Annotated in this window: 19 protein-coding genes; 11 read left to right on the plus strand and 8 right to left on the minus strand. The window is 63.6% G+C overall.

The features are described from left to right. Positions 1-82: 82 nt before the first annotated feature. Positions 83-1,318, plus strand: coding sequence for a DUF3363 domain-containing protein (locus tag DT343_RS13075; protein WP_112863204.1), 1,236 nt, complete (start codon positions 83-85; stop codon positions 1,316-1,318). Between the two features lie 55 nt (positions 1,319-1,373). On the opposite strand, the gene DT343_RS13080 is transcribed toward DT343_RS13075, so the two are convergent. Together DT343_RS13080 and DT343_RS13085 are read right to left on the minus strand one after the other, a co-directional pair. Continuing rightward, the gene (locus DT343_RS13080; RefSeq protein WP_112863205.1) at positions 1,374-3,503 is read right to left on the minus strand and encodes a CHAT domain-containing protein; all 2,130 of its coding nucleotides are present in this window, start codon (positions 3,501-3,503) and stop codon (positions 1,374-1,376) included. 196 nt (positions 3,504-3,699) lie between these two features. Further along, positions 3,700-4,620: a HEPN domain-containing protein gene (locus DT343_RS13085; RefSeq protein WP_112863206.1), complete on the minus strand. Its 921-nt coding sequence runs from the start codon at positions 4,618-4,620 to the stop codon at positions 3,700-3,702. A gap of 352 nt (positions 4,621-4,972) precedes the next feature. On the opposite strand from DT343_RS13085, the gene DT343_RS13090 reads away from it, so the two are divergent. The 5 genes from DT343_RS13090 (at position 4,973) to DT343_RS13110 (ending at position 13,204) form a co-directional block, all read left to right on the plus strand. Continuing rightward, positions 4,973-5,761 carry a DUF5677 domain-containing protein gene (locus tag DT343_RS13090; RefSeq protein ID WP_146756753.1) on the plus strand — a complete coding sequence of 263 codons (789 nt, stop codon included), beginning with the start codon at positions 4,973-4,975 and terminating at the stop codon, positions 5,759-5,761. Between the two features lie 415 nt (positions 5,762-6,176). Continuing rightward, a complete protein-coding gene (locus DT343_RS13095; RefSeq protein WP_181669196.1) occupies positions 6,177-6,689 on the plus strand; it encodes an RNA polymerase sigma factor in 513 nt (170 codons plus the stop codon). Positions 6,690-6,704: 15 nt separating this feature from the next. Next, a complete protein-coding gene (locus DT343_RS13100) occupies positions 6,705-7,682 on the plus strand; it encodes a FecR family protein (RefSeq protein ID WP_181669197.1) in 978 nt (325 codons plus the stop codon). Between the two features lie 80 nt (positions 7,683-7,762). Next, positions 7,763-10,693 (plus strand): TonB-dependent receptor, encoded by a 2,931-nt coding sequence (locus DT343_RS13105; RefSeq protein ID WP_112863210.1) that lies wholly within the window; start codon positions 7,763-7,765, stop codon positions 10,691-10,693. A gap of 9 nt (positions 10,694-10,702) precedes the next feature. Continuing rightward, positions 10,703-13,204, plus strand: coding sequence for a S9 family peptidase (locus DT343_RS13110; RefSeq protein ID WP_112863211.1), 2,502 nt, complete (start codon positions 10,703-10,705; stop codon positions 13,202-13,204). Here DT343_RS13110 and DT343_RS13115 read toward each other — a convergent pair. The 5 genes from DT343_RS13115 to DT343_RS13125 all read right to left on the minus strand — a co-directional run bounded on the left by DT343_RS13115 (position 13,134) and on the right by DT343_RS13125 (position 16,855). Beyond that, complete coding sequence (locus DT343_RS13115) at positions 13,134-14,891, minus strand: asparagine synthase-related protein (RefSeq protein WP_146756754.1); 1,758 nt, start codon at positions 14,889-14,891, stop codon at positions 13,134-13,136. The genes DT343_RS13110 and DT343_RS13115 overlap by 71 nt on opposite strands. Positions 14,892-14,893: 2 nt before the next feature. Continuing rightward, the gene (locus DT343_RS13120; protein WP_146756755.1) at positions 14,894-15,589 is read right to left on the minus strand and encodes a lasso peptide biosynthesis B2 protein; all 696 of its coding nucleotides are present in this window, start codon (positions 15,587-15,589) and stop codon (positions 14,894-14,896) included. Positions 15,590-15,637: 48 nt separating this feature from the next. Then, the gene (locus DT343_RS17835; RefSeq protein WP_258522574.1) at positions 15,638-15,760 is read right to left on the minus strand and encodes a hypothetical protein; all 123 of its coding nucleotides are present in this window, start codon (positions 15,758-15,760) and stop codon (positions 15,638-15,640) included. 391 nt (positions 15,761-16,151) lie between these two features. Then, positions 16,152-16,274 carry a hypothetical protein gene (locus DT343_RS17840; protein ID WP_258522575.1) on the minus strand — a complete coding sequence of 41 codons (123 nt, stop codon included), beginning with the start codon at positions 16,272-16,274 and terminating at the stop codon, positions 16,152-16,154. Between the two features lie 95 nt (positions 16,275-16,369). Next, entirely contained in the window at positions 16,370-16,855 is a 486-nt protein-coding gene (locus DT343_RS13125) for a helix-turn-helix domain-containing protein (protein ID WP_112863214.1), read from the minus strand. Between the two features lie 229 nt (positions 16,856-17,084). On the opposite strand from DT343_RS13125, the gene DT343_RS13130 reads away from it, so the two are divergent. Genes DT343_RS13130 through trbB form a run of 4 tightly spaced genes read left to right on the plus strand, consistent with a single transcriptional unit; the run spans position 17,085 to position 20,967 of the window. Further along, positions 17,085-17,708 carry a GntR family transcriptional regulator gene (locus DT343_RS13130; RefSeq protein WP_146756756.1) on the plus strand — a complete coding sequence of 208 codons (624 nt, stop codon included), beginning with the start codon at positions 17,085-17,087 and terminating at the stop codon, positions 17,706-17,708. 1 nt (position 17,709) lies between these two features. Continuing rightward, positions 17,710-19,581 carry a type IV secretory system conjugative DNA transfer family protein gene (locus tag DT343_RS13135; RefSeq protein ID WP_258522576.1) on the plus strand — a complete coding sequence of 624 codons (1,872 nt, stop codon included), beginning with the start codon at positions 17,710-17,712 and terminating at the stop codon, positions 19,579-19,581. Positions 19,582-19,615: 34 nt separating this feature from the next. Continuing rightward, positions 19,616-20,011: a hypothetical protein gene (locus DT343_RS13140; RefSeq protein ID WP_258522577.1), complete on the plus strand. Its 396-nt coding sequence runs from the start codon at positions 19,616-19,618 to the stop codon at positions 20,009-20,011. Continuing rightward, positions 20,011-20,967, plus strand: a complete 957-nt coding sequence (gene trbB / locus DT343_RS13145; RefSeq protein ID WP_112863217.1) for a P-type conjugative transfer ATPase TrbB — start codon at positions 20,011-20,013, stop codon at positions 20,965-20,967. Before DT343_RS13140 ends, trbB begins: the two co-directional genes overlap by 1 nt. A 111-nt stretch (positions 20,968-21,078) precedes the next feature. Here trbB and DT343_RS13150 read toward each other — a convergent pair whose 3' ends face one another. After that, complete coding sequence (locus DT343_RS13150) at positions 21,079-21,522, minus strand: MerR family transcriptional regulator (RefSeq protein ID WP_112863218.1); 444 nt, start codon at positions 21,520-21,522, stop codon at positions 21,079-21,081. Between the two features lie 98 nt (positions 21,523-21,620). Between DT343_RS13150 and DT343_RS13155 the strand changes: the two genes are divergently transcribed. Next, a complete protein-coding gene (locus tag DT343_RS13155; RefSeq protein WP_112863219.1) occupies positions 21,621-21,968 on the plus strand; it encodes a hypothetical protein in 348 nt (115 codons plus the stop codon).

Consider the following 21,968-nt stretch of genomic DNA (forward strand, 5'->3'; position numbering starts at 1 on the left):
AGCGGCGTGCGGGAGTGCGGTTGACGACTTGTCTTGAGTTGTCATCGTTCGAGCCTTCGTTGCATGCTCTGGAGGACTGCAAATGCTGATCCGGGATGAGATAGACGGCAGGGTTTCTACCGGCTCCGGCCAGGCCGCCGACGCGGTGCGCGTCGGCCTGCCGCTGTCCCTCAAGACCGAGCGGATGAACGTCAAGAACGGTATGCTCAAGCGTCTGGCGAGTTCCAAGGCCTTCGCTTTGGGCAATCGTTCAGGGGTGCTCAAGGCGGCGCAGAACCGGTCAGGCCGCGCCTTCAGACTGGACGTTCGCCAGAAGGTGATCGTCAAGGCGCTGGTCTCTCGACACATGGGCAAGGGCGCCGACCGGGCCGCCGCACTGGCTAAACATGTGGCCTATCTCGGACGACAAGGCGCCGGCGTCGAGGGTGAGCGGCCGGAGTTTTTCGATCGCAGTGCCGATGGTGTTCAGCCCGGCGTCGAGACCGATGGCTGGAGCCAAGACCGGCATCATTTCCGCTTCATCATCTCGCCTGAGCACGGCGAACGGCTCGACATGAAATCCTATGTCCGCGAGGTCATGGGACGCGTCTCCGCGGACCTCGGAGAGCCCAATCTGAAGTGGGTGGCGACCTGCCATTTCGACACCGATCAACCCCATGCCCATGTGCTCGTTCGGGGCCGCCGCGAAGATGGCCGGGATCTCGTCATTCCCCGCGACTACATCGGCTACGGGTTCCGTGCGCGGGCGCAGGAAGTGGCGCAGGAGCGGCTTGGCGATCTGTCACGGGTCGATGCCGAACGACGTATCTGGACGGAGACGGAGGCGGACCGCTTCACCGGATTCGACCGGCGGCTGATCGCCGAGACGGACAAGCACGGGATGGTCGATGACGGGGTCGGATCGACCGACGCCTGGGCGGCGCTGACACGGGGGCGGCTGAGACATCTGGAACAGCTTGGGCTCGCGACGCGGTCCGGGCGGCGGTATCGGCTCGACGGCGAGATGGAGACGAAACTGCGCACACTGCAGGTGCGGCGCGACATCATCCGCACCCTCAATCAGCGTCGGCTAGAGGGCGTGAGGGATGTACGGGTTCTGGGCCGGGAGCCTGTGCGGGGCGTGGTCGTGAAGACGGGATTTCATGATGAGGCAGGGGCTTCGCCCTGGGCGGTCGTGCGCGACGGATCGGGCATCGAGCATTACGCACGGCTCCGGCCAGGCAAGCCCACTGAGGTCGGAAAAACAGTATCACTCGAGCCCGTCGGCAACGGACTGGCGCAGATCGCAAAGGGGCGAGGCGAAGATCTTAGCCGCTGAGGCCTGGTGCCTCGGGAGTTCAGAGCGTCGGGAGGCCCACCCCTTCACTGACCGTTTAGGTCAAAAGGACGGGGCTACCCCAAGACAAAAGATTGCTGATCTGCTCGGCAGCACGTTCGCTCCGAAGGCGACTGATCGCTTCCTGCGTCGTATCAACCGTTTCGAAGTCCCGGATCAATCGCTCGGGCTGCTGCATCCGCGCCATCGTTGAGGCCAAGGCTTCGGCGACGGAGGATTCTGCGAGATCGAGAGACAGTGAACAGCCGAAGGCAAGCGCGGCATAGTAGTCAATCGGCCAGAGATGCCCGATGACGCTCTGATCCGTGGTGGTAAGCTCGTGTCCAAAGCCAATGCGAGCTAGTCCGCCCCGGTTCTGGGTCGTCGTTGCGCTGCAGATATTCAGCACCAGAAGACGCCGGCCGGTTTCAGGACGCGCATAAGCCGCGATCTCGGCTGATGTCAGCACAGTTCCGTCAGCCAGCACCAGTCCGCTTTCACTTTGCCGGAAGGGTGACTGTTCGCCGTGTCCGATGACCCACAGGAGGTCGGCATCTGGATCTTCATAGAATGCCTGGAACGCACGCTGGTCCAAGGGCGCCCCGACAACCTTGACCTCCCAGCCGGTGTGCAGACCCACAGCCCGGATGAAACTCACCTCGGCCTCCGTTGTCTGGGTTTCGCCCGGCCAGATACTGACGCATCGGGTGGTCCTGTCCTGAAGCGGAGCGGCAAGGCTCGCTTCCATGGGTGCCAGCCAGCCGAGAATGTTCGAAAGCGTCGCCTGTACCGGGTCACGATGAGCGGGCATCACGACCACCGATCGCGGGCGCCATCCTTCAGGCAGATGAGGTGCCATCTCGTCGAAGCGATAGTGGCGCGCGATCGCTGCCGTGAGCTCCGGCGCTTTGTCATGAGCCGGCGCGCCGAGCATACGCTCGTCCAGAAGCAGCGCGCGGTCGCCCGCTGGGCCGCGGAAATATTCATTCAGGGCAGTCGATAGGCCCGCTAGGAGGCCTTCCAGGCTCTCGCCGCCTTCATCCCCTTCAATCAGATGCCGGCCGCCAGGCCAGAGATAAGCAACGCCGTTCTTGTGTGCCGAGCCGATGTAAAGAACATCGGCACTGGCCTGCTCCATCCCGTCGACCCCGTACCAGGCCCACAACAAATCCATGACGTCCGCGACCGTCCCGAACTCGGTAAGGCTGAAAATCAACGGGTGGATAATGGCGACGCGAGCTTCCAGGGCAAGGATTGCGGCAGGGCCGGTCTCGAGCGCTCTATACTCGTCAGCAAGTTTCCGGACTTCACCGAGTATCTGGACCCGAGCGGCGGTCCAATCCTCGTAGTCATTGATGGTGACCGCCAAAAGTTGGACGACCTCGTGTTCGACGAGGACATGGCGCAGGTCGCGGAGTGCTTCCTTGGCCCACTCCTGATGCGTTTGAGGCGTCCATTGAGCGGCAGCCGTCGTGAACAACACGGCCATCGTGGCCTTGGAGCGGTCGTCTATGCCGGGACGGCTGTAGATTTCCGCCATGCTGCTGACCAAGGGCTCTGCGCATTTGTGCCCGCGATTGGTCGCCCAGTTGGCGATAGTGACGATCGCAGGAACGCCTCGCACGACATCTCCGGCCACGATCTCGTCCAAGACGTGAGCGATGCAGTAATCGGCGATCTGGTCGCACCAGTCATCCATGCCGCCGAATTTTCTGGCGATCATGAAGGCGGCAGTGATCCAGTCGGTCAGGTTACGAAGACAGGCGGCATTCATTGGCGTGGCGACGCCGTCATACGGCGGCAGGCGATAGTCGCCTTGGTTGGCCCGCAGGTTGACGTTGTGGGTTCGGCTGGCGGACCAGTGGAGCCAGTTGTAGCAATCGCCATGCGCTCCCATCGCGACCGTCGTCATGATGGCGGGGATCGAAATTATGAACCGCATGGCGTCCAACCAGACAGCGCCCTCGTCGTCGCCGATGCGTCGGGTCTCGGCGGTCAGATCGCCGCGGATGGTTTCGGCCAGGTCGAAGAACGGTTGTCGATCGGCTCCCTGAGCTTGTTCGATAGCGTCCCGGAAAAAGCCAGCTACCGCCATCGGTGCCACGCCTTTCCACTCGAACTCGGCATCCCAGTTGGCGAGACCCGGATAAGCCGCTGAGGTCGTCGGAAAGCTATCGCGCAAGGTCATTGGTTTCCCTCGGTTCGTTGGGCGTCACCACCCGCTCGCTGACGGCGTGATGGATCAACTCTCACCGGTTGCGACGGACGAGAACATAGGCAGGCCCGTGTCTGGTTGATCAGCGCGTTGCATGCGCCGCATGGGAGGCGAGGCATTTATGGTTGACCGGATTGCGGTGAATGCCCGCACCCGGTGGGCTGTTTGGTCAGACGGATTGACCGGCCTGATCACGCAGGTCGGCTAGCCGTTTCTGGCACGCCGCATCGATCAGGCCTCGCAGGATCCCGATCCGTTCGACAAGATATGCCAGCTCTTCGTCGGTGATCTTGAAATGCTTCGAATATCGACCCTTCACATAGGCGGCGCGAAGGAGCTCGAAGCTGCGCCGCTGGAGCTTCGTCTCGTGAGGCCAAGCCTCCGCCAGACCAGGCACGAGGGGCTCCGTCAGCCGGCGCAGATTGGTCAGTTTGTGGGACTTCGGCGAATAGCCGGTGAGGACGAGCAACAGTCCGGCGTACAGGGTTTCGACAGCCTGGTGCAGGAGGAAGGCCGCTTTTCTTGTGTAACTGCGAGAGCGTGAAACATCAGCTAGGTCGATGAACTCGTCGGCGCTCTCGGTGGCTTCTTCGTAGGTGTTTTCTGCCTCCTGCAATGCCGTTTCCGGCGAGAGCGGCATAGACTCGACAAAGTCCACTCCGGGCGTGTTCAGCAGAGTCACACCGTCGCGGACGATGTCGATGAAGAATGATCGACCGTGCTCCAGCTTGTAGTTCACGTCATCAAGACTGTGGACGATAACGCTAACCGGGGTGCGCAACATCTGGCCGGAGGTGATGTCAGCCAGAAGCCGTTTTTCTGAGTCCTCCCAGAATTCAAAATCCGTCAGGTCCTCATGGTCGACTACGACGAGTAGGTCAAAATCCGAAAAATACCGGCCGACGGGGTCATGAACCCAGTCGCCGCGCGCGTAGCTGCCGAACAGGATGATCTTGAGGATGCGTCCGTCGCGCAGGCGCGGCGCCTTGCGCGTCGAGGTCGCGACAGCGAACTCTTCCCGCAGGATGGCCACGGCGTGGTCCAGCTCCCGGCGTTTCGCAGGCGTCAATGACCTCAGAGGTTTCTTCATCAGTCAGAGTCTCTCTGATTGGCGGGCAGTCGGCAAGGAAAAGCACGGCTTGCGTGTTGTCTTGGACGTTTTCGCGGGACGGGGAATCTGCCAGAGTGAAGCTCAGCGGGTAGACGTGAATAGAGGTCGGTCTTCGGTCCGGGGAACGCGTGCTTCGGCAGGCGTTAGGATACGGCCGCCCTTCAATCAGCGCGCCTCTTTGTCGGAGGATTCCAATGCCCGCGCCCCATTCCCCCCTTGCGGGACCTGCGACGAGGTTGCGAGCAAAGCCGGGCGCCCGCCGGTGAACCCCAACAGGAAACTGCGCCGGCGGCGACGGGCCCTCGGAGCCCGCGATGGGGTATCCGCGCCCGTGACGCCCGTGGATGAGGCGCTGGAAGAGCTCATCCACGTCAGCGGGTTTTCGAACGATGTCTCCATGGCCTTGACTGGGTCGGCGACGGACCGCGCCCGCGAATTGGCGTCTATGGTGCATGCCAAAGCCTGCGCCCACGGTCGGTCGATCGGGTTCGTCTGCCGCTCCAACATGTTCGATCATTCCGCCATTCTGGGATTGGCGCGCATGATCATCGAATGCCTCTCGACGTACGCCTACCTGGTCGAACAGGTGACCGAGGAGGACTGGGCCTTCCGGTACGCCGTGCTGCGACTTCACGACACGGTCTCCAGGATCAAGCTGCTTCGCGCCTGGCCCGCATGCGCAGGCACCGCCGACCTGAAGGCGGGTCGTGAGGACCTGATTATGGAAATTCGGTCACATCCGGCTTTCGCGGGCTTCGATGGTGAACAACAGAAGCGCCTCGTGTCCGGCGAAACGATCTTCATCGGCGGCATGCGCAAGTCTGCAGCCCTTGCGGGCTGGAATCCTGATGTTTTCACTGCGCTCTACGGGTACTTCTCAGCCCACCTCCACGCGGCCCCGATGAGCTTCTTCCGCATGGACGATCATCGGGTGGACTACTTCTATCCCAATGACGCGCAAAAGCAGATCGCCTCCGTCGGTATCGCGACCGCCGCCGCTGCACTGAGACGTCTGTCGCTCCTTCATCTGGGCGATCTCGATTACAGCGGTCACCAAACGCTGTCGGCTGTCACGGCCGGCATGCGGGAGGCGGATGCAGCGTGTGAAGTTTTCGGGTGATCCGGAAACCTGCCGGACGTCCGGTTTCAAATCTCGTGTCGTTGCGATAGGTTTGGAGGCGGGCGCCGGTTTATTAGGCGCATGTCCAATGGCCGCAGGGGCTGGCGCGAGCCAGTAGCGGCCGGACTCTCTCTCAAATTTCCGGGCCTTGTGTCGCAAGGTTCCAACGCCCGCCCCTTTCCACCTTTCCGGGTCTTGCGGACCCAAATCAAATCAGCCACGATTCCGGGGTCGGCCTTGGCCGATAGGGGCGTGGAATCCCCTGCGACATTCTAGCTGATCATGACGACGACGGTTTCGAGCTGTCCGCCGTCCTGTCCGGACGCGTCGATAACGTCGTCCGACGACCCCTCACGGGCGCAGGTATTTCCATGTGCGACTCTCAGCGCCCCTTCATCTGGATGGAGGCGGTTGCGTGTCGGAAGCCAAGACCGTGGGAGACGAGAACAGCGGCCGGTCCCGCCGGCACGCCCGACTGGAAGCCTTCTATCGTCGCTATTCCCCATGGCTGACGGCGCGACTGCGTGGTCGGTTCGGTTCGGACACTGAGGATCTGGTCCAGGAAATCTGGCTACGAGTGGCAGCGATCGAGGCGGATCTTGACATCCGTCACCCCCGGGCATTCCTGTTGAAGGTCGCCTTTAACATCGGTCTCAGCGGGGATCGTCAGCATCGGCGGCGGCGGCAGATACTCGACAGCGCCGCTCCGTTGGGAACAATGGCCCTGGAGCCCACCCAGAACGCGGCGGTGCAGATTCAGGAAATCGTGCTCGCCTTGCCACAACCTCTCCGGGATGTCTTTGTGTTATCCAGATTTGGCGGCTTGACGAACAACCAGATCGCCGAGCAACTGGACATCAGTCCGAAGACCGTCGAATGGCGCATGACCAAGGCCTTGGCTCAATGCGCCGCAGAGCTTCGGCGCTAGGGAATGGGACGTATCATGGGCAACCCGAAAGCACGGGTTGAAACTCCGGACCAGGAAGCGGCCGAGTGGCACGAACGCCTCGGCGCGCGCAGCGTCACGACAGAGACGATCCGGGAGTTTTTCGACTGGCGGAAATCTCCGGCCAACGCGGACGCGTATCGTCGGGTCGAGCTGATCTGGACGGAAAGCCGGAAGCTCGCCGGTCGGCCGGAGATTACCGAAGCGCTCAACGACGCCATGTCGCGTCGCCTCCGCAAGACGTCAGAGGATCGACCGACCAGAAGACTGCTGGGCTTGGCCGCCATCGGCGCAGCTGCGGCACTCGTGATCGGCGGATGGACGTGGTGGCAGGGGCGATCCACCTTCACGACCGGCGTGGGCGAGCAATGGGTCGTACAGTTGGCGGACGGGTCGTCTGTTCGCCTCGACACAGATTCCCGGATGAGGGTCAGGTTCAGCGACGGCCAGCGTCTCGTCGATCTTGAACGCGGACAGGCGATGTTCTCCGTGGCCCATGACGCCCAACGACCATTTGTTGTTGCGGCGGGCGACGCGCGCGTGACGGCCATAGGGACGGTGTTCGACGTCCAGCGGCAAGGCGCCGGCGTCAGCGTCACTCTGGTGAGCGGCGCGGTGGATGTGACCCGTTTGTCCGGGCCGGAAAGGCCGTTACGACTTGCGGCGGGCCAAGAGGCGCGAGTGACCCCGGCCGGCACAGCCAGCCGCTCGGTTGATGTGCCCACGGCCACCAGTTGGACCGAGGGGCGCATCGTGTTCCGAGACACGCCGATGAACGAAGCGGTTGCCGAGGTGAACCGGTACCTCACCGCAAAGGTTGTTTTGGAAGCGAAAGATCTCGCGACCGTGCCAGTCAACGGCGTGTTCAAGACGGGGGATCGTGACGCCTTTGTCGCAGCGGCCTCGGGCGTATTCGGTCTGGAGCCGTCGGCCGGGCCGAACGGCTCGATCCGATTGTCGGAACGCGGCAAATAAATCCGTCGAGTCTCCGGGGTCGCCCGGGGCCTCGATCACCTCCTCTTCGACGTCACGTGGCGTCGAGGGGAGCCCTGAATATGAGACGCTTGAGTCTATTGTCCTGCAGCGCGATCGTCGCCTGCGCCGTATCCATCAGCGCGACGGCCTGCGCCCAGGACGCGCGCCAGTTCACCATTCCGGCGGGTTCGCTGCGGGATGGACTGAATCTTTTCGCGACCCAGTCCGATCAGCAGATCATGTTCGCTGCCGATCTTGTGGCGGGTCGCACGACACCGGGGCTGGTGGGACGATTTGCGCCACGGGATGCGCTGGATCGGCTGCTGGCGGGATCAGGAATCGTCTGGTCGCAAGGACGGCCGGGCGTCATTTTCTTGCGCCGTGGTGAAGTCCTTGCCGACGCCGAGGCCGTGACGGCGCTTGACGATGTCGTTGTCACCGGAACCCTGTTGAGGGGGTCGGGGAACCTGGCGTCCCCGGTTGTGACCCTGAACCGCGACGACCTCGATCGCCGCGCCGCCGCCACGGTGGCTGAGGCGCTCATCTCCCTGCCGCAAAACTACGCGGGCACGTCTACGCCGATCAGCCAGGCCGCTCTGTCCGATGCCGGCGGATCCAACAATGTTTTCGCGACCGGCATCAATCTGCGTGGCCTCGGGGCAGCGTCCACGCTGGTTCTCGTCAACGGCCGTCGCCTGGCGGGTACCGGGTCCCGGGCCGAGTTTGCAGACATCTCCGCCCTGCCGTCCGCCGCAGTGGAGCGTGTGGACGTGCTGTTGGACGGGGCTTCGGCCTTATATGGCGCGGACGCGGTCGCCGGGGTGGTCAACGTGATCATGCGCCGGGCATTCGACGGGCAGGAGTCCCGTTTCCGAGCCTCCGCTGCGAAAGGCGGCGCCGAGGAGATACAGCTCTCGCACCTGGCTGGCCGAAGCTGGTCCTCCGGCGCGGCCTATCTGTCCTACGAATATCAAACCGGAAATGCATTCAGCACTTCTGACCGCCCTTACACACGAGACGGTGACCTCCGTCCCTTCGGCGGCACCGACCATCGCGGCTTCTACAGCGCCCCTGGCAATATCGTCGCGGTCAATCCGGCGACGTCGACGTTCGGGGTCCAGTACGCCATCCGACCGAATGCCAGCGGATCCGCGCAGGGTCCGGCGGATTTCGCGGCCGGTCAGACCAACCTGCAGTCCGGCCTGCTGGGGGTAGACCTACTGCCGGAATTCCAACGCCACAGCGCCTATGGGCGGGTCAGTCAGTCTTTCGGCGGCCGGCTCGAGGTGACGGGCGACGTGCGCTACAGCTACCGCACGACGGACCTGAACACCGCTCCGTCGGCGGGGATATTCACCGTCACGCGCGCCAATCCATGGTTCGTCTCACCGATCGGCGCCGCGTCCCATCAGGTCGCCTATTCCTTCGTCCGCGACATCGGTCCCGCACGCAGCCATACGCAGTCCGAAAGCCTCGGCGCAACGCTTGGAGCACGCTTCGATCTCTCGGCGGACTGGTCGGTCGAGGGCTACTTCGCCGAGGCGACCGAGCGCGCGGATTTCGGCAACAGCAATCGGGTCAACACCCGATATCTGGCCGAGGCGCTCGGCACAATTCCAGACGACCCGAACACGGCGTATCGGGCCGCGGTGGATGGATATTTCAATTTCTTTGGAGGCGGGACCATCAACAGCTCCGCCGTGCTTGATTTCATCGGCAGCGGCTATGGCGAAGTCCATAATCAAAGCCGCACGCGCTCGGCCAACGTCCTCGTCCAGGGGTCGATGATGCGCCTTCCGGGCGGCGACCTATCGATCGCCCTCGGCGCACAGGTTCGCGACGAGACCTTCGACACCCGGGGCGCGACCTTCCTGTCCGCGGCAGCTCCCTTGTCATTCTCAAGCCCGACAGCCGAGCGTTCGATCGCAGCGATCTTTGCAGAGACCCGCATCCCGATTGTGGGTCCCGATAACGCCAGGCCGGGGATCCGTCGCCTTGACCTGTCGATAGCGGGCCGACTTGAGGACTACGACGATTTCGGGACGACCACGAATCCCAAGATCGGGCTGGTCTGGTCGCCGGCAGAGGCCTGGGTCGTGCGATCGTCCTGGGGGACCTCCTTCCGCGCGGGGGCTCTGTCCCAGCTGTTCGATGCGCCCGGGGTGTCTCCAACCTTTCTTAACCGGGCGGGCGGGGTTCAAACCTTGATCCTCATGGTTTACGGCGGCAACGCGGGCCTGAGACCTGAAACCTCCGAGACCTTCACCGCCGGCTTCGACTATCGGCCGAAAGGCGGGCCTTCGTTCAGCATCAACTACTTCGATACCCGGTTTGAAGACCGGATCGCCCAGCCTGTGAACGCGAACTTCAGCGGCGCCTTAATCGATCCGACTTTGAGCCCGTTCGTGACCTTTGTTGATCCGGTGAAACGGCCGGCCGACCGCGCACTCATCGAATCGTATGCTGCGGTTCCCGGCTTCTCCACTTCGTTCCCAGTCACCGCCTACGGCGCCATAGTCGACACCCGTTGGGTCAACACAGGCGCTGTTCGGGTCAACGGCTTGGATGTCACCGGTCGCCATGAATGGTCTGCGGGCGACGGCCGATTTGTGCTCGACGCCAACGCCTCCTGGATCCTGGACTACGAAAACCGGACAACCCCGACCGCGCCGGCCGAAAAGGTCGCTGGTCTCATCGGTTATCCGTCGGAGTTGCGCGCGCGAACCGGGCTGACCTGGTTCCAGGGCGATCTCGAGGTGGGCGGCTACTGGAACCACGTCGCGAACTATAAGGACCGCCTTGGCGCACAAATCGACGCCTGGAACACAATCGACGCCCGCTTCGCGTGGTCGCCAAACCGGCAGAGCGGTTTGCAAATCCAGTTGGCCGTCCAGAACCTCTTGGACCAAGACCCGCCCTTCTACAATGCGTCGACAGGTCTGGGCTTCGACCCGGGCCAGGCCAGCCCACTTGGCCGGGTGGTTTCGCTCCAGCTCACGCGTCGTTGGTGAGTTCGAACCATGCGGAGATTTATTCGACGCCTCGCCGGCGCGATGATGGCGGTTGCCTGGCTTGCAACAGGCGCCATGGCCAGCTCTGGGGATCCAGATCGCAGGCTGACGGTGGAAGACCTGCTCGGACTGGAGGCATTCGGACGTGCAGACATTTCGCCGGACGGCCGTTGGGCGGTCTACGAGAAACGCGCCGGCTACAACACCATGACGGAGGTCCGCCTTGGCGGGCGGTCGACCTGGACGATCATGGACCTTTGGCTCGCGGACCTGAAGGAGCCCGCAACGCCACCGCGGCGCCTTCTTCCCGCTGAAGGACTTGGACTGCAACGCATCGCCTGGTCCCCTGACAGCAAACGCCTTCTTGTTACCCGCCTGCGCGGCCAGACCTTCGAGTACGGGGTCGTCACGATATCGGACGGAGCCGTGACTTGGACAGGGTTGACGCCCGATCTTCCGCTGAATGGCGCAGGGGCGTTCTGGGCGTCCAGCTCCGTCCTCGTCTTCGTCGTTCGGCCGGATGGCAGCCTGCCATTGGTGTTGGGTTATGACGGTGCCGCGACGACGCGGCGAGCCGAAGCCTGGGAGCGGACAGCGGGGGCCCATGAGCCTTCGCGAACCGTGATCGAAGCCCACGGGGGCGTGGTGTCCACGGAGACGCCGGAGCCGATCCAGCGTTTGGTCCGGTACGACACCGTGACGGGCGAGGCCAAAATACTTTTGGAGGCCCGGATCGGTGACTTCGCCCTATCGCCTGACGGGACTAAGGCCGTCGTGATCAGGCGTGCCGAGCAAATGCCGTTGGGTCGGCCGGAGCTTCTACATATGGAGGATGACCGCCGGCATCGGGTGGCGATCATCGATCTTGAAAGCGGACGAGTGGTGGCGTCCCCCGACGATCTGGACGTCGCCTTCCATCTCCTCAGGTGGTCTCCCGATTCCCGAGGCGTGCTGGTGTGGGCCCGCCGGGATGGCGAACGCTGGACCGAGGGCCGGCTGGGCCGAGTCTCGGTCGATGGCGTGGACTGGTTCGTGCGAGACAAGCTGGATGTCGGCACGTCGGCCGAGGTGGCGCTCAGCGGCGTAAAGGCGGACTGGATCGGCGCATCGCCCGTTGTCTACGCCAAGGATGATGAAACCGGAAGCCGCGACTGGCATCTGCTGTCGCCAGACGGACCGCCTCGGGCCTTGACGGAAGAGCTGGCCACGGCGCCGACGCGTATCGCGGCCGCCGGGCCTGACGTCCTCTATGCGTTCGCGGACGGCGCCTATTGGGCGCTCACAGGCTCAGGCGTGCGAAGGCTCATGGAGACGGGGGCCAACGTCCGCGAGGCGCTTGTGTTTGATCCAATCCTCGGACGCCGACTGAAGGGCAATGAGGCGCCGCGGCGGAACTGGTCACCCGCGATCGCAGAAGATGGCGAGAGCCTTATCGTGGGCGAGAATGGCGCGACATCCTTCGGGGGTGTGGCAAGTAAGGATGACAAGGTGGTCGCCGTGTCCGCCGAAGGGCTCCTTATGCTGCGGTCTGAGGGTTTATCGGAGACCCTGATCCGGAGAAGCCTCGCTCCCACCCGGAACCTCGACAGTATCAATCAAAGTCTTTCGGATGTCGTTCTGACCGAGGCTCAGCCGATCGTACATCTGGATATCAACGGGCGACAGACCACCAGCTGGCTGTTCCTGCCCAAGGGCGCGGCTCGTGACATCCGCGGTGTGATCGTCAAGGTCTATCCCGGCTGGGCCGACAACCTCGCCCGCGTCGATCCGTTGGCGATGACCTACAGCACTCGACCCGAGGTGTTCGTCTCCGCAGGCTATGCTGTTTTGAGTCCGTCCATCCCGGGCGACCTTTCCGTTCGGGATCGCGGCGACGCCTACGTCCGGAGCGCCGACCTCGCCGTCGATGCCGCGCGTGTTGCTTTCCCCGAGGCTCCCTTCGACCGCATGGTTCTGTGGGGGCATAGCTTCGGCGGCTATGCGACATTGGAGATCGCCACCCGTTCGGATCGCTACCTGTCTTACATCGCCTCCTCCGGATACAGCGACATGCCGGGCGTATGGGGCGAGTTTGATAGCCAGGGTCGAATCCAGCCGGAAAACGGCATTTTCTTTCGCTTCAACCAAGGCTGGACGGAGGTCGGTCAGGGCGGATTGGCGGCCCCCCCGTGGAGCGATCCGGACCTCTATGTGTCTTCAAGTCCGTACCTGCGCGCCGACCGGATCAAGAGGCCAATTCTGTTCCTGACCGCTGATATGGACTTCGCGCCCATGAGCCAATCGGAGCGGATGTTCAGCGCTGTTCTCAGGAACAGTGGCGACGCCCGGATGGTGACCTACTGGGGCGAGAAACATGTGATCTGGAGCCCCGCCAACATTCGGGACTACTACGCGCAGATCTTCGACTGGCTCGACCGAACCCTTTCGGACCCGGATCGGTTCACGCGGGACGCCCCAGGCGATCTTCCCAAAGACGTGTCCATCCCTCCAGCGCCGCGATCCCCAGGATGACAGAATGCTGGCCACGCCAGATCAGAGCTTCCGGTGTCAGTTCGGTCTCTGCGGTCGCGCGATCGATTAGACCCAGGGCGGCGAGGCGACCGTCGATCAGCCAGGGCCTGAGAATGTCCAGATTGTCGACGATCAAGCGCCCATAAATCCGGGTCATCTCTCCCTTGGATCGCCGGTTGACGATTGTGTCCGGAAGCCCATCTCTGAAGGCTTGCCGCGCCAGTCCGCGATCTCGTCCTCCCGCCGTCAACAACGCGGTGGGAAGCGCGAGGCAGGCCTCCACCACAGGTTGGCTGCAAAGCGGATGTCGGACATCGACGGCTCGGGAGAGAACAGACGGCCCATGGTGGGACACGCTGTCGGCGACCCCGGCGATGTGAAAGGCCTTGCTGGGCCCAAAGGCGTCGAGATCCTGAAGCCAGGGATGGCCGACGAAAGGCTCGGTGAGCGGGGACAGGATTGGGTGAGCTCTGCGCGGCGGCGTTTGACCTGCTGCCGAGTATCGCACCGCCGTCCGGATCATCGACCAGATCGAAATCTCGTTGCCCGCCGCGAGTTCTGCGAGGTCCGGATGTCCCAGTGCTCGCCAGCCCCGCGACTTCCACAGATCCGTAAAGACATCGGTGGTGGCTGCCTGGAAGAGGATGCTGTCGCCCCCCTTGCCGGTCATCAGAGCGCTTGCGCCCCCATCGACGACGTGGCGTGCCCAGGCGACATCTTGGGGATGGTCGAGCCCGTTCAGTCCCGGACGGAAATCTCCGGCCATCGCCGCGAGCCAGTCCGGTGTCATTCTTCCGGTCACGTGCGGAAGCGAAAGAGGCTTAAAGCCGAGCGACTGGCCCAGAATGGCGACGTGGGCGCGCTCATCGGACTCCGGCGTGGAGCCGTAGGCATTGATCCTGAGCCGCTGACCGTCAGGCTTCTGTCGCACGAGACTCGAGGCGATGATGCTGGAATCCAGCCCTCCCGAGACTTCGGCGGCCAAGGCGCCGGGCAGGCTCGCAAATCCAGACACGGCCTCATCGATCGACGAGCGGATAGCTTTCATGGCCGAGTGCGGATCGGGTGAAGTCCAGAGGCTACGGCGAGCGATGTCAGCTGGAGTCCACACGGCCAGGGCCTGCCGCTCAAGCGGGAGCGGTTGAATGGTCCCCGGCTCGAGCGCGGTGGGGCCGTCAATGAGAAGCGCGCCCGTCCCCGTAACGACGGCGTGAAGCTCCTGAGCCAGTCGAGCGCTGTTGATGCGCCACGGAGGACGTAGCGCTTTGATCAACCACTCGAAGGCCGTCGAGGCGACGATGGTCAGCCCCTTTTCGGACCAGGCCACGCATTCCAGAGCACCGGAAGGGTCGCGAAGGAGAGCGGATAGCTGATCTCCGGCGCCGAAGAGAACGCCAACATAGCGGCCCCAGAACCTTGCCATTAACTTCCGTTCGTACCCCCAGGGATCGTCGGGATGCGCATAGGGAATGACGGGTGAGCGGCGATCGAAAACGTCCCCGATAAGCGTCCAGCCACCGACCCGGATCGGCGTGGCAGGCGACGAACTGGGGGCCGCAAGCCAGGCGCGGGGGTTGAGTGCAGAGACTACAAGTCCTTGCGCTGACGCCTTCTTGGCAAGGTCTTCCGACAGCGCTTGGGAAGGGAGGTCATCGGCAGCGCGGCAAACGAGCAGAAACTCTCTCACGGTCAGGCCCGCAGGATCGGTGCGTACCGTCGCACGCGTTCAAGACGATCGCCGACAACAAGGTCGCCGATCTGCAGCCAGCAATGAGCGCTGAAGGGCCAGGTCCGGACGCCGAAAATCCAGTCTGCTGCCACGCCTCTTGATGCGAGGTAGCACCGGAGCTGAAATGAACGCTGCAGACATTCGCCCTCGAACGGTATCCAGGGCCGCACTCGCCGGGCGGCTCCCGCCAAATCCGCGAGCCACGCCTCGTCCTGTTCCTCCGCCCGACCGCGCAGCGCCTTATGGTAGTCGACAAGGACCGATATCGGCTTGCCCCGGAAGATGAGGGTCGCGACGATCCAGGCGAAGGCGGCGCGAACCATCTCTGAGCGAGGCGGGCGCGACGCTGGCGTGAGTTCACGGGTCGGAGGGACAATGGGCCTGCGTGCCGGGTTTGGGGCAAGGTCGCCGGCCAGCCCGGCGGTGCGCAACTCGTCCATGATCGAGACGTCCGCTAACCCGATCCGTCCGTCTGCTTCTGGCTGGAGGAGCGATGCAGCGCCCAGCAGGCAGTCGTAGCGATCGCCCGCCACATCGAGGACGACCACATCTTCGTCCACCACGGTCAAATAGATGTTGGGATGACACCAGAGGTCAGCTGTCATGGCGTTTGCAACAGGGCTTCTTGGTTGTTCAAGCGGGGCGGTGAACGTCAAGGCGGCGGCTAGCGGACGACCGCGTGTATGCGGTCGTCCGCCGTACGCTCAGCCCTCGGTCGGGCGAAGGCCGTTCTTGATGCCGGCTTCCTCGAACACGGTGCCCAGGCCATCACGGGTGAGGGCCTTGGCGCTGCCGAAGCGGACGAGGCGCAGTTTGGTCGTCTTCATCTCAGTCTCCTTTGGTTGATCGCCACGGATGTGGCGCAACCAGTGAGCGCGCAGATCAGCCGGCTGCAAAGCTATATCTGGAGTATATTTGAAAGGGTTCGGGTTGCCTGGTTCGCTGTTTCGGTCCTCTTTGCCGGCGGCCCGACGCGTTCCGCACGATCGTCGCGGAGGTCCGACTGCTGCAGGCCACATTTGACGTCAGACGCAGACCGGCGGCTTCAGCCCGATGCTTGAGACCCCGCTATTTTGGTTTTGGAGCCCCGCTTGGCGGGATCGTTTCCGATGCGCCCACGTCGCGCCGGCCTCGTTTGTGGTGACGAGGCGTGGGCTTCGAGCAATCCGATGGAGACAAGCGGACGACCGCCTGTTGTAGCCGTCGTCCGCCCTTCGCTCAGCCCTCGGTCGGATATTGACCGTTCTTGACGCCGGCTTCCTCGAAGATATTGCCCATGCCGTCGCGGGTCAGGGCCTTGGCGCTGCCGAAGCGAACGATGCGCAGTTTGGTCGTCTTCATTCCAGTCTCTCCTTGGTTGATCGCCACGGATGTGGCTCGCCAAAGGAGCGCTAGGATCGGTCAGCGGCAAAGCTATATCTGGTGTATATTTGAGCTCAACGCCCTGGCTTGGGTCGCTTGGCGCGCAGATTGGCCGAGCCTTTCTCGATCCAGTCCCGGGTCGGATCCCCTTCGCGCAGCGCCTTGGCGAGCTGCTCGAACATTCGCACGATGGCGGCGATGATGGTCCGGCTGTCGAGGTTGCGGATGTCATCGCCAAGAAGGTGGTCGAACTGTTCAAGTCCGATGGTGTAGATTGAGCCCATCTGGTTCTCTGCGCACCGTCTGGCGTGCTCAGGCGATCCAATCGCCACCGCCATCAGGATCGCTTGGGCGTCGCTTTGCGTCGCGGCGGCGAAGCGGTGGATGTAGTCGAGGTTGAGACGGGTTTCTCCGGCCTCAAAGCGGGCATAGGTCCGGATGGCGATCCGCATGGCCGCAGCAGTCTCGGCTTTGGTCATCTTGCGGTAGCGGCGCAAGGATTTGAGAGTCGCCGAAAGCAGCGCGCCATCGTCTGGAAGTTCCGGGTCGTCTCGACTCATCCGCGCATACCCTTCCGTCTTCCGAAGTAGAATCAGTCCGGCTTCTGATCAACGATCACGTGTGTGGCTGGGAAAGAAAACATGACAATCGGCCACAAAGCGGCATGTTTTGCGGCGCGTTCTGACCGAGGGTCGGACGATTTGCGACCGAGCCGGATCGGCCGGGGCTGCAACTCATTGGCGAGGCGTGGGCAGGTGCCATAGTGGGCGTTTGCCCTCGGAGGCCGCCTTGATGCGCAAGCATGATCCATTCACCCTGGCCCTGGAAAGCCTGCGCGCCCGGGCCGAACAGGGTGCCTTTACGCCGGGCGCTCCGGTGGTGATCATCGAGGAGGCGCGCCGTCTGAAACTGTCCGCGACGCCGGTTCGTGAGGCCCTCGGCTGGCTCTGCGGGTTCGGCCTCATCGAACGCGCGCCTTTGGGAGGCTTTCTGGCTCCCCGACTTGACGCTGCTCTTGTCCGCGACAGGTTCGCTTTCCGCCTTCTCTGCCTCACGACCAGCCTGAGAGGCGGTGATCCGGCGTCGCGGTCGTTCGTGCGCGGCGGTGGACAGAGGACATGCCGCAGCCTTTCCGATCACATGCTCAGGGCGGTTAGAACCACAGGCAATGCGGCCTTGGTGGACGCCTATGAACGGATGAACAGCACGCTGTTGCAACTGGCCGAGGCAGAACGTCGGCTGTTCGAGGATTTCGACTATGAGGCGGCCGCGCTGGTGGGTCTGTTCAAACGGTCGTCGGGAACAGATTTGGTCGACGCCTTGACCGCCTATCACCACCGTCGAATGGACGCCGCTCCTTCGCTGATCCTCGAAGCTGAGGCTGGCCGGGATGTCCGGCCTCCGGATTCCTGAGGTGTGGGCCAAGCTGACAGGATTGGGGCTCGGCCTCGCCGTGGGCGCCCAGGCCGCGACGGAGATGTTCGCCTGGACGTACCAGTGGGCCGACGCTCTGGGACCGGCATGGCGCATCGCCCCCGACCTTGCCCTCTATCCGCCCTGGGCCATCTTGCAATGGCGGTCTGCCTTCGGCGCCGAGGCGCAGGCCGTCGTGTTGCGGTGCGCACCGTTGATCCTGGTCTGCGGCGTTGGAGGGCTGGGGTTGGGGACGCTTGCGGGCGACAGGCCCCATCGACGGATCCGGGGCTGGGGAGAGCTCAAAGACGCCAAAGGTGCCGGGCTTACGGCCATCGGCGGATGCATCATCGGCGTTCTCGGACGACGTGTTCTCGCAACGACCGACCTCCGTCCCAGTCTCGTGACCGGCGGCACCCGGTCGGGCAAAGGGCGCGGCCACGTCATGCCGACGCTGTTGTCGTGGAACTCCAGCGTGCTGGTTCATGATCCGAAACGGGAGCTCTGGCGATTGAGCAGCGGTTGGCGCGCCCGGTTCAGCCACGCTTTGTATTTCGATCCGCGTGACCCGCACTCGGCACGCTGGAATCCGCTCGCGGAAATCCTGCCGGGGCCGGGAGAGCTCGCACACGTTCAACGCCTGGTCTCCATCCTGTCTGATCCTGGTGGCGCTCGTGACGACGAGGCGATCTGGGACAAGGCGGCGTCTGAGATCCTCGAGGCCGTGATCCTGCACGTCCTCTACACCGCCGAGGATAACGAAAAGACCCTGCTAAAGGTCCGCGAAATGCTCGCCGACCTCGACAGCGCCGCCGACGTCATGACCAAGACTTTGCACCGTCCGGGTCCAAGCGGCGAACCGGAGACCCATCCGTTCATCGCCACGGCGGTCAAGGGCTATGCGGCGATGCACGACCGCTTCCGGACCTCGGTCCAAGGGACGGCGCGCTCCTACCTCAAATGGCTCGCAGGCGAGGATATCGAGCGTTCGCTGTCCCGATCGGATTTCTCCATGGGGGATCTGATGTGCGCCGAAGCCCCCCTGTCTCTCTACGTTCAGGTCGCGCCGGCTGACAGCGCCGCGCTGAGGCCTTTGGTGCGTCTTTTTTTCTACGCCGCAGCCCAGTCCCTGACGGTTCGGGAGACCGAAGCCGCCGATGGGCGGCCCAAGCGCCACAGCCTTCTCATGCTGATGGACGAGTTTCCGTTGCTCGGCCGCGTCAGCTTTTTCGAGAAGTCCCTGCGTCTGCTCAGCGGCTACGGGGTGAAAGTGATGTTCGTCGCCCAGTCTCTCAACGATATCGTTGAGACCTACGGCGCCAACAACACCATTCTCGACAACCTGCATATCTATACCGCCTTCAGCGCGCTTGATCCTCTGACGCAGGACAAGGTGTCGAAGCTGACTGGGTCCGTGCTGGAGACCCGAACCAGCCGCAGTTCACCGGCGTGGCTGGCAGCTGGCCGCAGTTCGGTGTCCCGGTCTCAGATCGAGCGGCCGCTGCTGGAGCCGGGCGAGATCCGCGCCCTTCCGGACGACATCCAGTTGGTGTTCGCCGCCGGTGCCCGACCGCTGCGGACGACCAAGCTCCTCTATGACGTCCGCGAACCGTTTCGGACGCGTGCGCAGGACGTCGCGCCCGATCAGGCCGCGCGGCTGGATTCGCCGCCCGGAGCTCCGCACCCATGGGCGGGTCGCCGCAGCCTGGGCGAGGACGCAGACGCGTCGCTGCCGCTGTTCAAGGAAGTGGCCGCAGCGATGGACGACAAGAAGGTCGCAGCGCGGGTGGCCGATATCTACGGGCGGGTGGCGCAGGAAATGGCCGCGCAGGATGCGGCGCTCGATCATTTGCGAGGTCTAGGCGATGGCTAGGAAAGAAGCGGCGAGTGCCCGCGTGCAGGTTTATTTGACCGATCCCAAGGTCGTGTCCGGTCTCAACCGGGAGGCCCGTAGCGGCAAGATGCCGCTCAGTCAGGCGGCCGGGCGTGCCATAGCCCGTGGACTGCAGAAGAGCCCCCAGGCCGATCCCGAGGATCGCCTGCTGCAGCTCGAACGGTCCCTTCGCGACCATATGCGATCCACGGCCCGCGACATGCAGATCGTTCAGGAGCTATTGATCGAGGTGGCCAGAGCCTTCTTCGTCCGGCTCCCCGACGCAATCGTCGACGAGGACCCCACGGTTCAGGCAGCCGTCGATCGGCGGATCGAACGCCTTCTGGACGCCACAGCGGCACGCATAGTCGCCGGACGGACGGAACGCCCTCTTCCTGACGAAGACCGTTCGTTCGGCCAGACCAACTGATGGTCGCCCATCCCATCATCGCTGAACGCAAGCTCGAGGCGCTGCGCCATGCATTGGGCGACACCATTCTGGCGGCCCTGGTCGAGCCGGCGGTCGTCGAGATCCTCGCCAATCCCGACGGCCGTCTAATCCTCGACTGCAGCGGCGAAGGGCGACGGGACACGGGCGCGACCCTGTCGGCCGAGTCGCGGGAGCGGGTCATTCGTCTGATCGCGGACTATGTCGGCGAGACCGTTACGCGCGACGATCCCCGGCTCGCTGGAGTCCTGCCTGGGACAGGTGAACGGTTTCAAGGAATGCTGCCGCCAGTTACGAGTGCGCCTGCATTCTCGATCCGCAAACGGCCCTCGGTGATCTGGAGTCTGGAAGACTATGTCCGCGACGGAGCCATGACCCACCAACAGGCCGCCGTGTTGCGTGGCGCTGCGGAGCAGCGGCTCAATGTCCTCATTTCGGGAGGCACCGGATCTGGCAAGACCACGCTCGCCAACGCCGTGCTCGCTGAGCCGGCCTTCGCCCGGGATCGGGTCTTCCTTGTCGAGGATACGCCAGAGCTTCAGTGTTCAGCTTGGGACACCGTTTCGGTGCTGACGCGCCGTCAGCCGATCTCGATCGGCGTGGTCGACCTGGTTCGGGACGCGCTGCGGATGCGACCCGATCGGATCGTCGTCGGTGAAATGCGCGACGGGGCGGCGGCGCTGGAGACTCTCAAGAGCTGGAACACGGGCCATCCCGGCGGCCTGTCGACCCTTCACGCCAACTCGGCCGACGACGTTCTGCGTCGCGTCGAGGACTTGATTGCCGAGGTTTCCTCGCGCACCCCGCGTCGAGCGATCGCTCAGGCCGTCGATAGGATTGTCCACATCCGACGCACCGCCTCCGGACGGCAGGTCCAGGCCGTACTCGGTGTCGAGCCTTTGGGCGACGACGGCTACGCGATCAGTATCCTGGCCTGATTTTAGTCGAGCTTGAAACTACAAAGTCTGAGTTTTGTTGCGCACTGGGAAGGTCGGCTTTCGGGAAGTCACGTCTAGAAATGGCACTCGGGCGGCTCCAACTAGGTCGTGCTACGACCTCGTCCCGCAGCAAGAAGTCGACCGCACGTAGCTCAAATCGTCCAAAATTACGCAATCAGGTCCGGGGCCGCCGACACAGGCTGCGTCGCAGTCGGTCACGAGCTTGGTGAGATCGGCTTCCAGCTGTTTGAGCTCCGAGAGCTTGGTCTGGACGTCCTCCAGATTCCGTCGCGCGAGGTCGCGGGCGTCCACACACGAGCGGTCGCCGTTCTCGAGCAGGTCGACCAGGCTCCGCACCTGATCGATAGGAAAGCCCAACTCCCTGCAGCGGCGGATGAAGGTCAGTCGCTTAAGGTCCGTATCGCCATAGGTCCGGTGGCCGCCGTCGCGGCGATCGGCGCGGCGCACCAAGCCTATCTCTTCGTAATAGCGGATCGTCGGCGGGTTGGTCCCGCTGCGCTTGGCGAGAGCTCCGATAGAGAGAGCACGGTCCATGTCGTCATCCGTAAAATAGGGCTTGAAGCTAAAGTTACTTGAAGTCCTACAAGGCGTCCAATGGAACGGTGCATCGGACCCGTTCAGGAGCGTGAGACATGGCAGCCAAGGACGTTCCGATCGCCTGCACTCTGGGCGCCGGCGACTATCAGGAGAGAGTTCGGTGGATCGCCGATCTCAACCAGCGCAGCCTTCAGAGCCATCGCCGGGACGACCTGACGCTGCACATCGACTACGAAGCCGGCGCGCTCGTGGATGTCGAAGAACTCGTCCGTAAGGAAACCGCCTGCTGCGCCTTCCTGACCTTCGAGATCGAGCCGCGGCTGGGGTCCGTCCGTCTCGTGGTCACGGCGCCGGAAGACGCCCGTCTCGCCGCCGACGCCCTGTTCGAAGACTTTATCGCCTCGGGTCCGTCGACCCGGGCCCAAACCTGTGGATGCTGCTGA

Source organism: Brevundimonas vesicularis (assembly GCF_900445985.1).
In the GTDB taxonomy this organism is placed as follows: Bacteria; Pseudomonadota; Alphaproteobacteria; order Caulobacterales; family Caulobacteraceae; genus Brevundimonas; species Brevundimonas vesicularis_D.

What these genes read in the sequence shown, in the direction of transcription:
- DT343_RS13075 (WP_112863204.1), top strand. Translation starts at nt 83, where the DNA reads ATGCTGATCCGGGATGAGATAGACGGCAGGGTTTCTACCGGCTCCGGC.
- DT343_RS13080 (WP_112863205.1), bottom strand. Translation starts at nt 3,503, where the DNA reads ATGACCTTGCGCGATAGCTTTCCGACGACCTCAGCGGCTTATCCGGGT.
- DT343_RS13085 (WP_112863206.1), bottom strand. Translation starts at nt 4,620, where the DNA reads ATGAAGAAACCTCTGAGGTCATTGACGCCTGCGAAACGCCGGGAGCTG.
- DT343_RS13100 (WP_181669197.1), top strand. Translation starts at nt 6,705, where the DNA reads ATGGGCAACCCGAAAGCACGGGTTGAAACTCCGGACCAGGAAGCGGCC.
- DT343_RS13105 (WP_112863210.1), top strand. Translation starts at nt 7,763, where the DNA reads ATGAGACGCTTGAGTCTATTGTCCTGCAGCGCGATCGTCGCCTGCGCC.
- DT343_RS13110 (WP_112863211.1), top strand. Translation starts at nt 10,703, where the DNA reads ATGCGGAGATTTATTCGACGCCTCGCCGGCGCGATGATGGCGGTTGCC.
- DT343_RS17835 (WP_258522574.1), bottom strand. Translation starts at nt 15,760, where the DNA reads ATGAAGACGACCAAACTGCGCCTCGTCCGCTTCGGCAGCGCCAAGGCC.
- DT343_RS17840 (WP_258522575.1), bottom strand. Translation starts at nt 16,274, where the DNA reads ATGAAGACGACCAAACTGCGCATCGTTCGCTTCGGCAGCGCCAAGGCC.
- DT343_RS13125 (WP_112863214.1), bottom strand. Translation starts at nt 16,855, where the DNA reads ATGAGTCGAGACGACCCGGAACTTCCAGACGATGGCGCGCTGCTTTCG.
- trbB (WP_112863217.1), top strand. Translation starts at nt 20,011, where the DNA reads ATGGTCGCCCATCCCATCATCGCTGAACGCAAGCTCGAGGCGCTGCGC.
- DT343_RS13150 (WP_112863218.1), bottom strand. Translation starts at nt 21,522, where the DNA reads ATGGACCGTGCTCTCTCTATCGGAGCTCTCGCCAAGCGCAGCGGGACC.
- DT343_RS13155 (WP_112863219.1), top strand. Translation starts at nt 21,621, where the DNA reads ATGGCAGCCAAGGACGTTCCGATCGCCTGCACTCTGGGCGCCGGCGAC.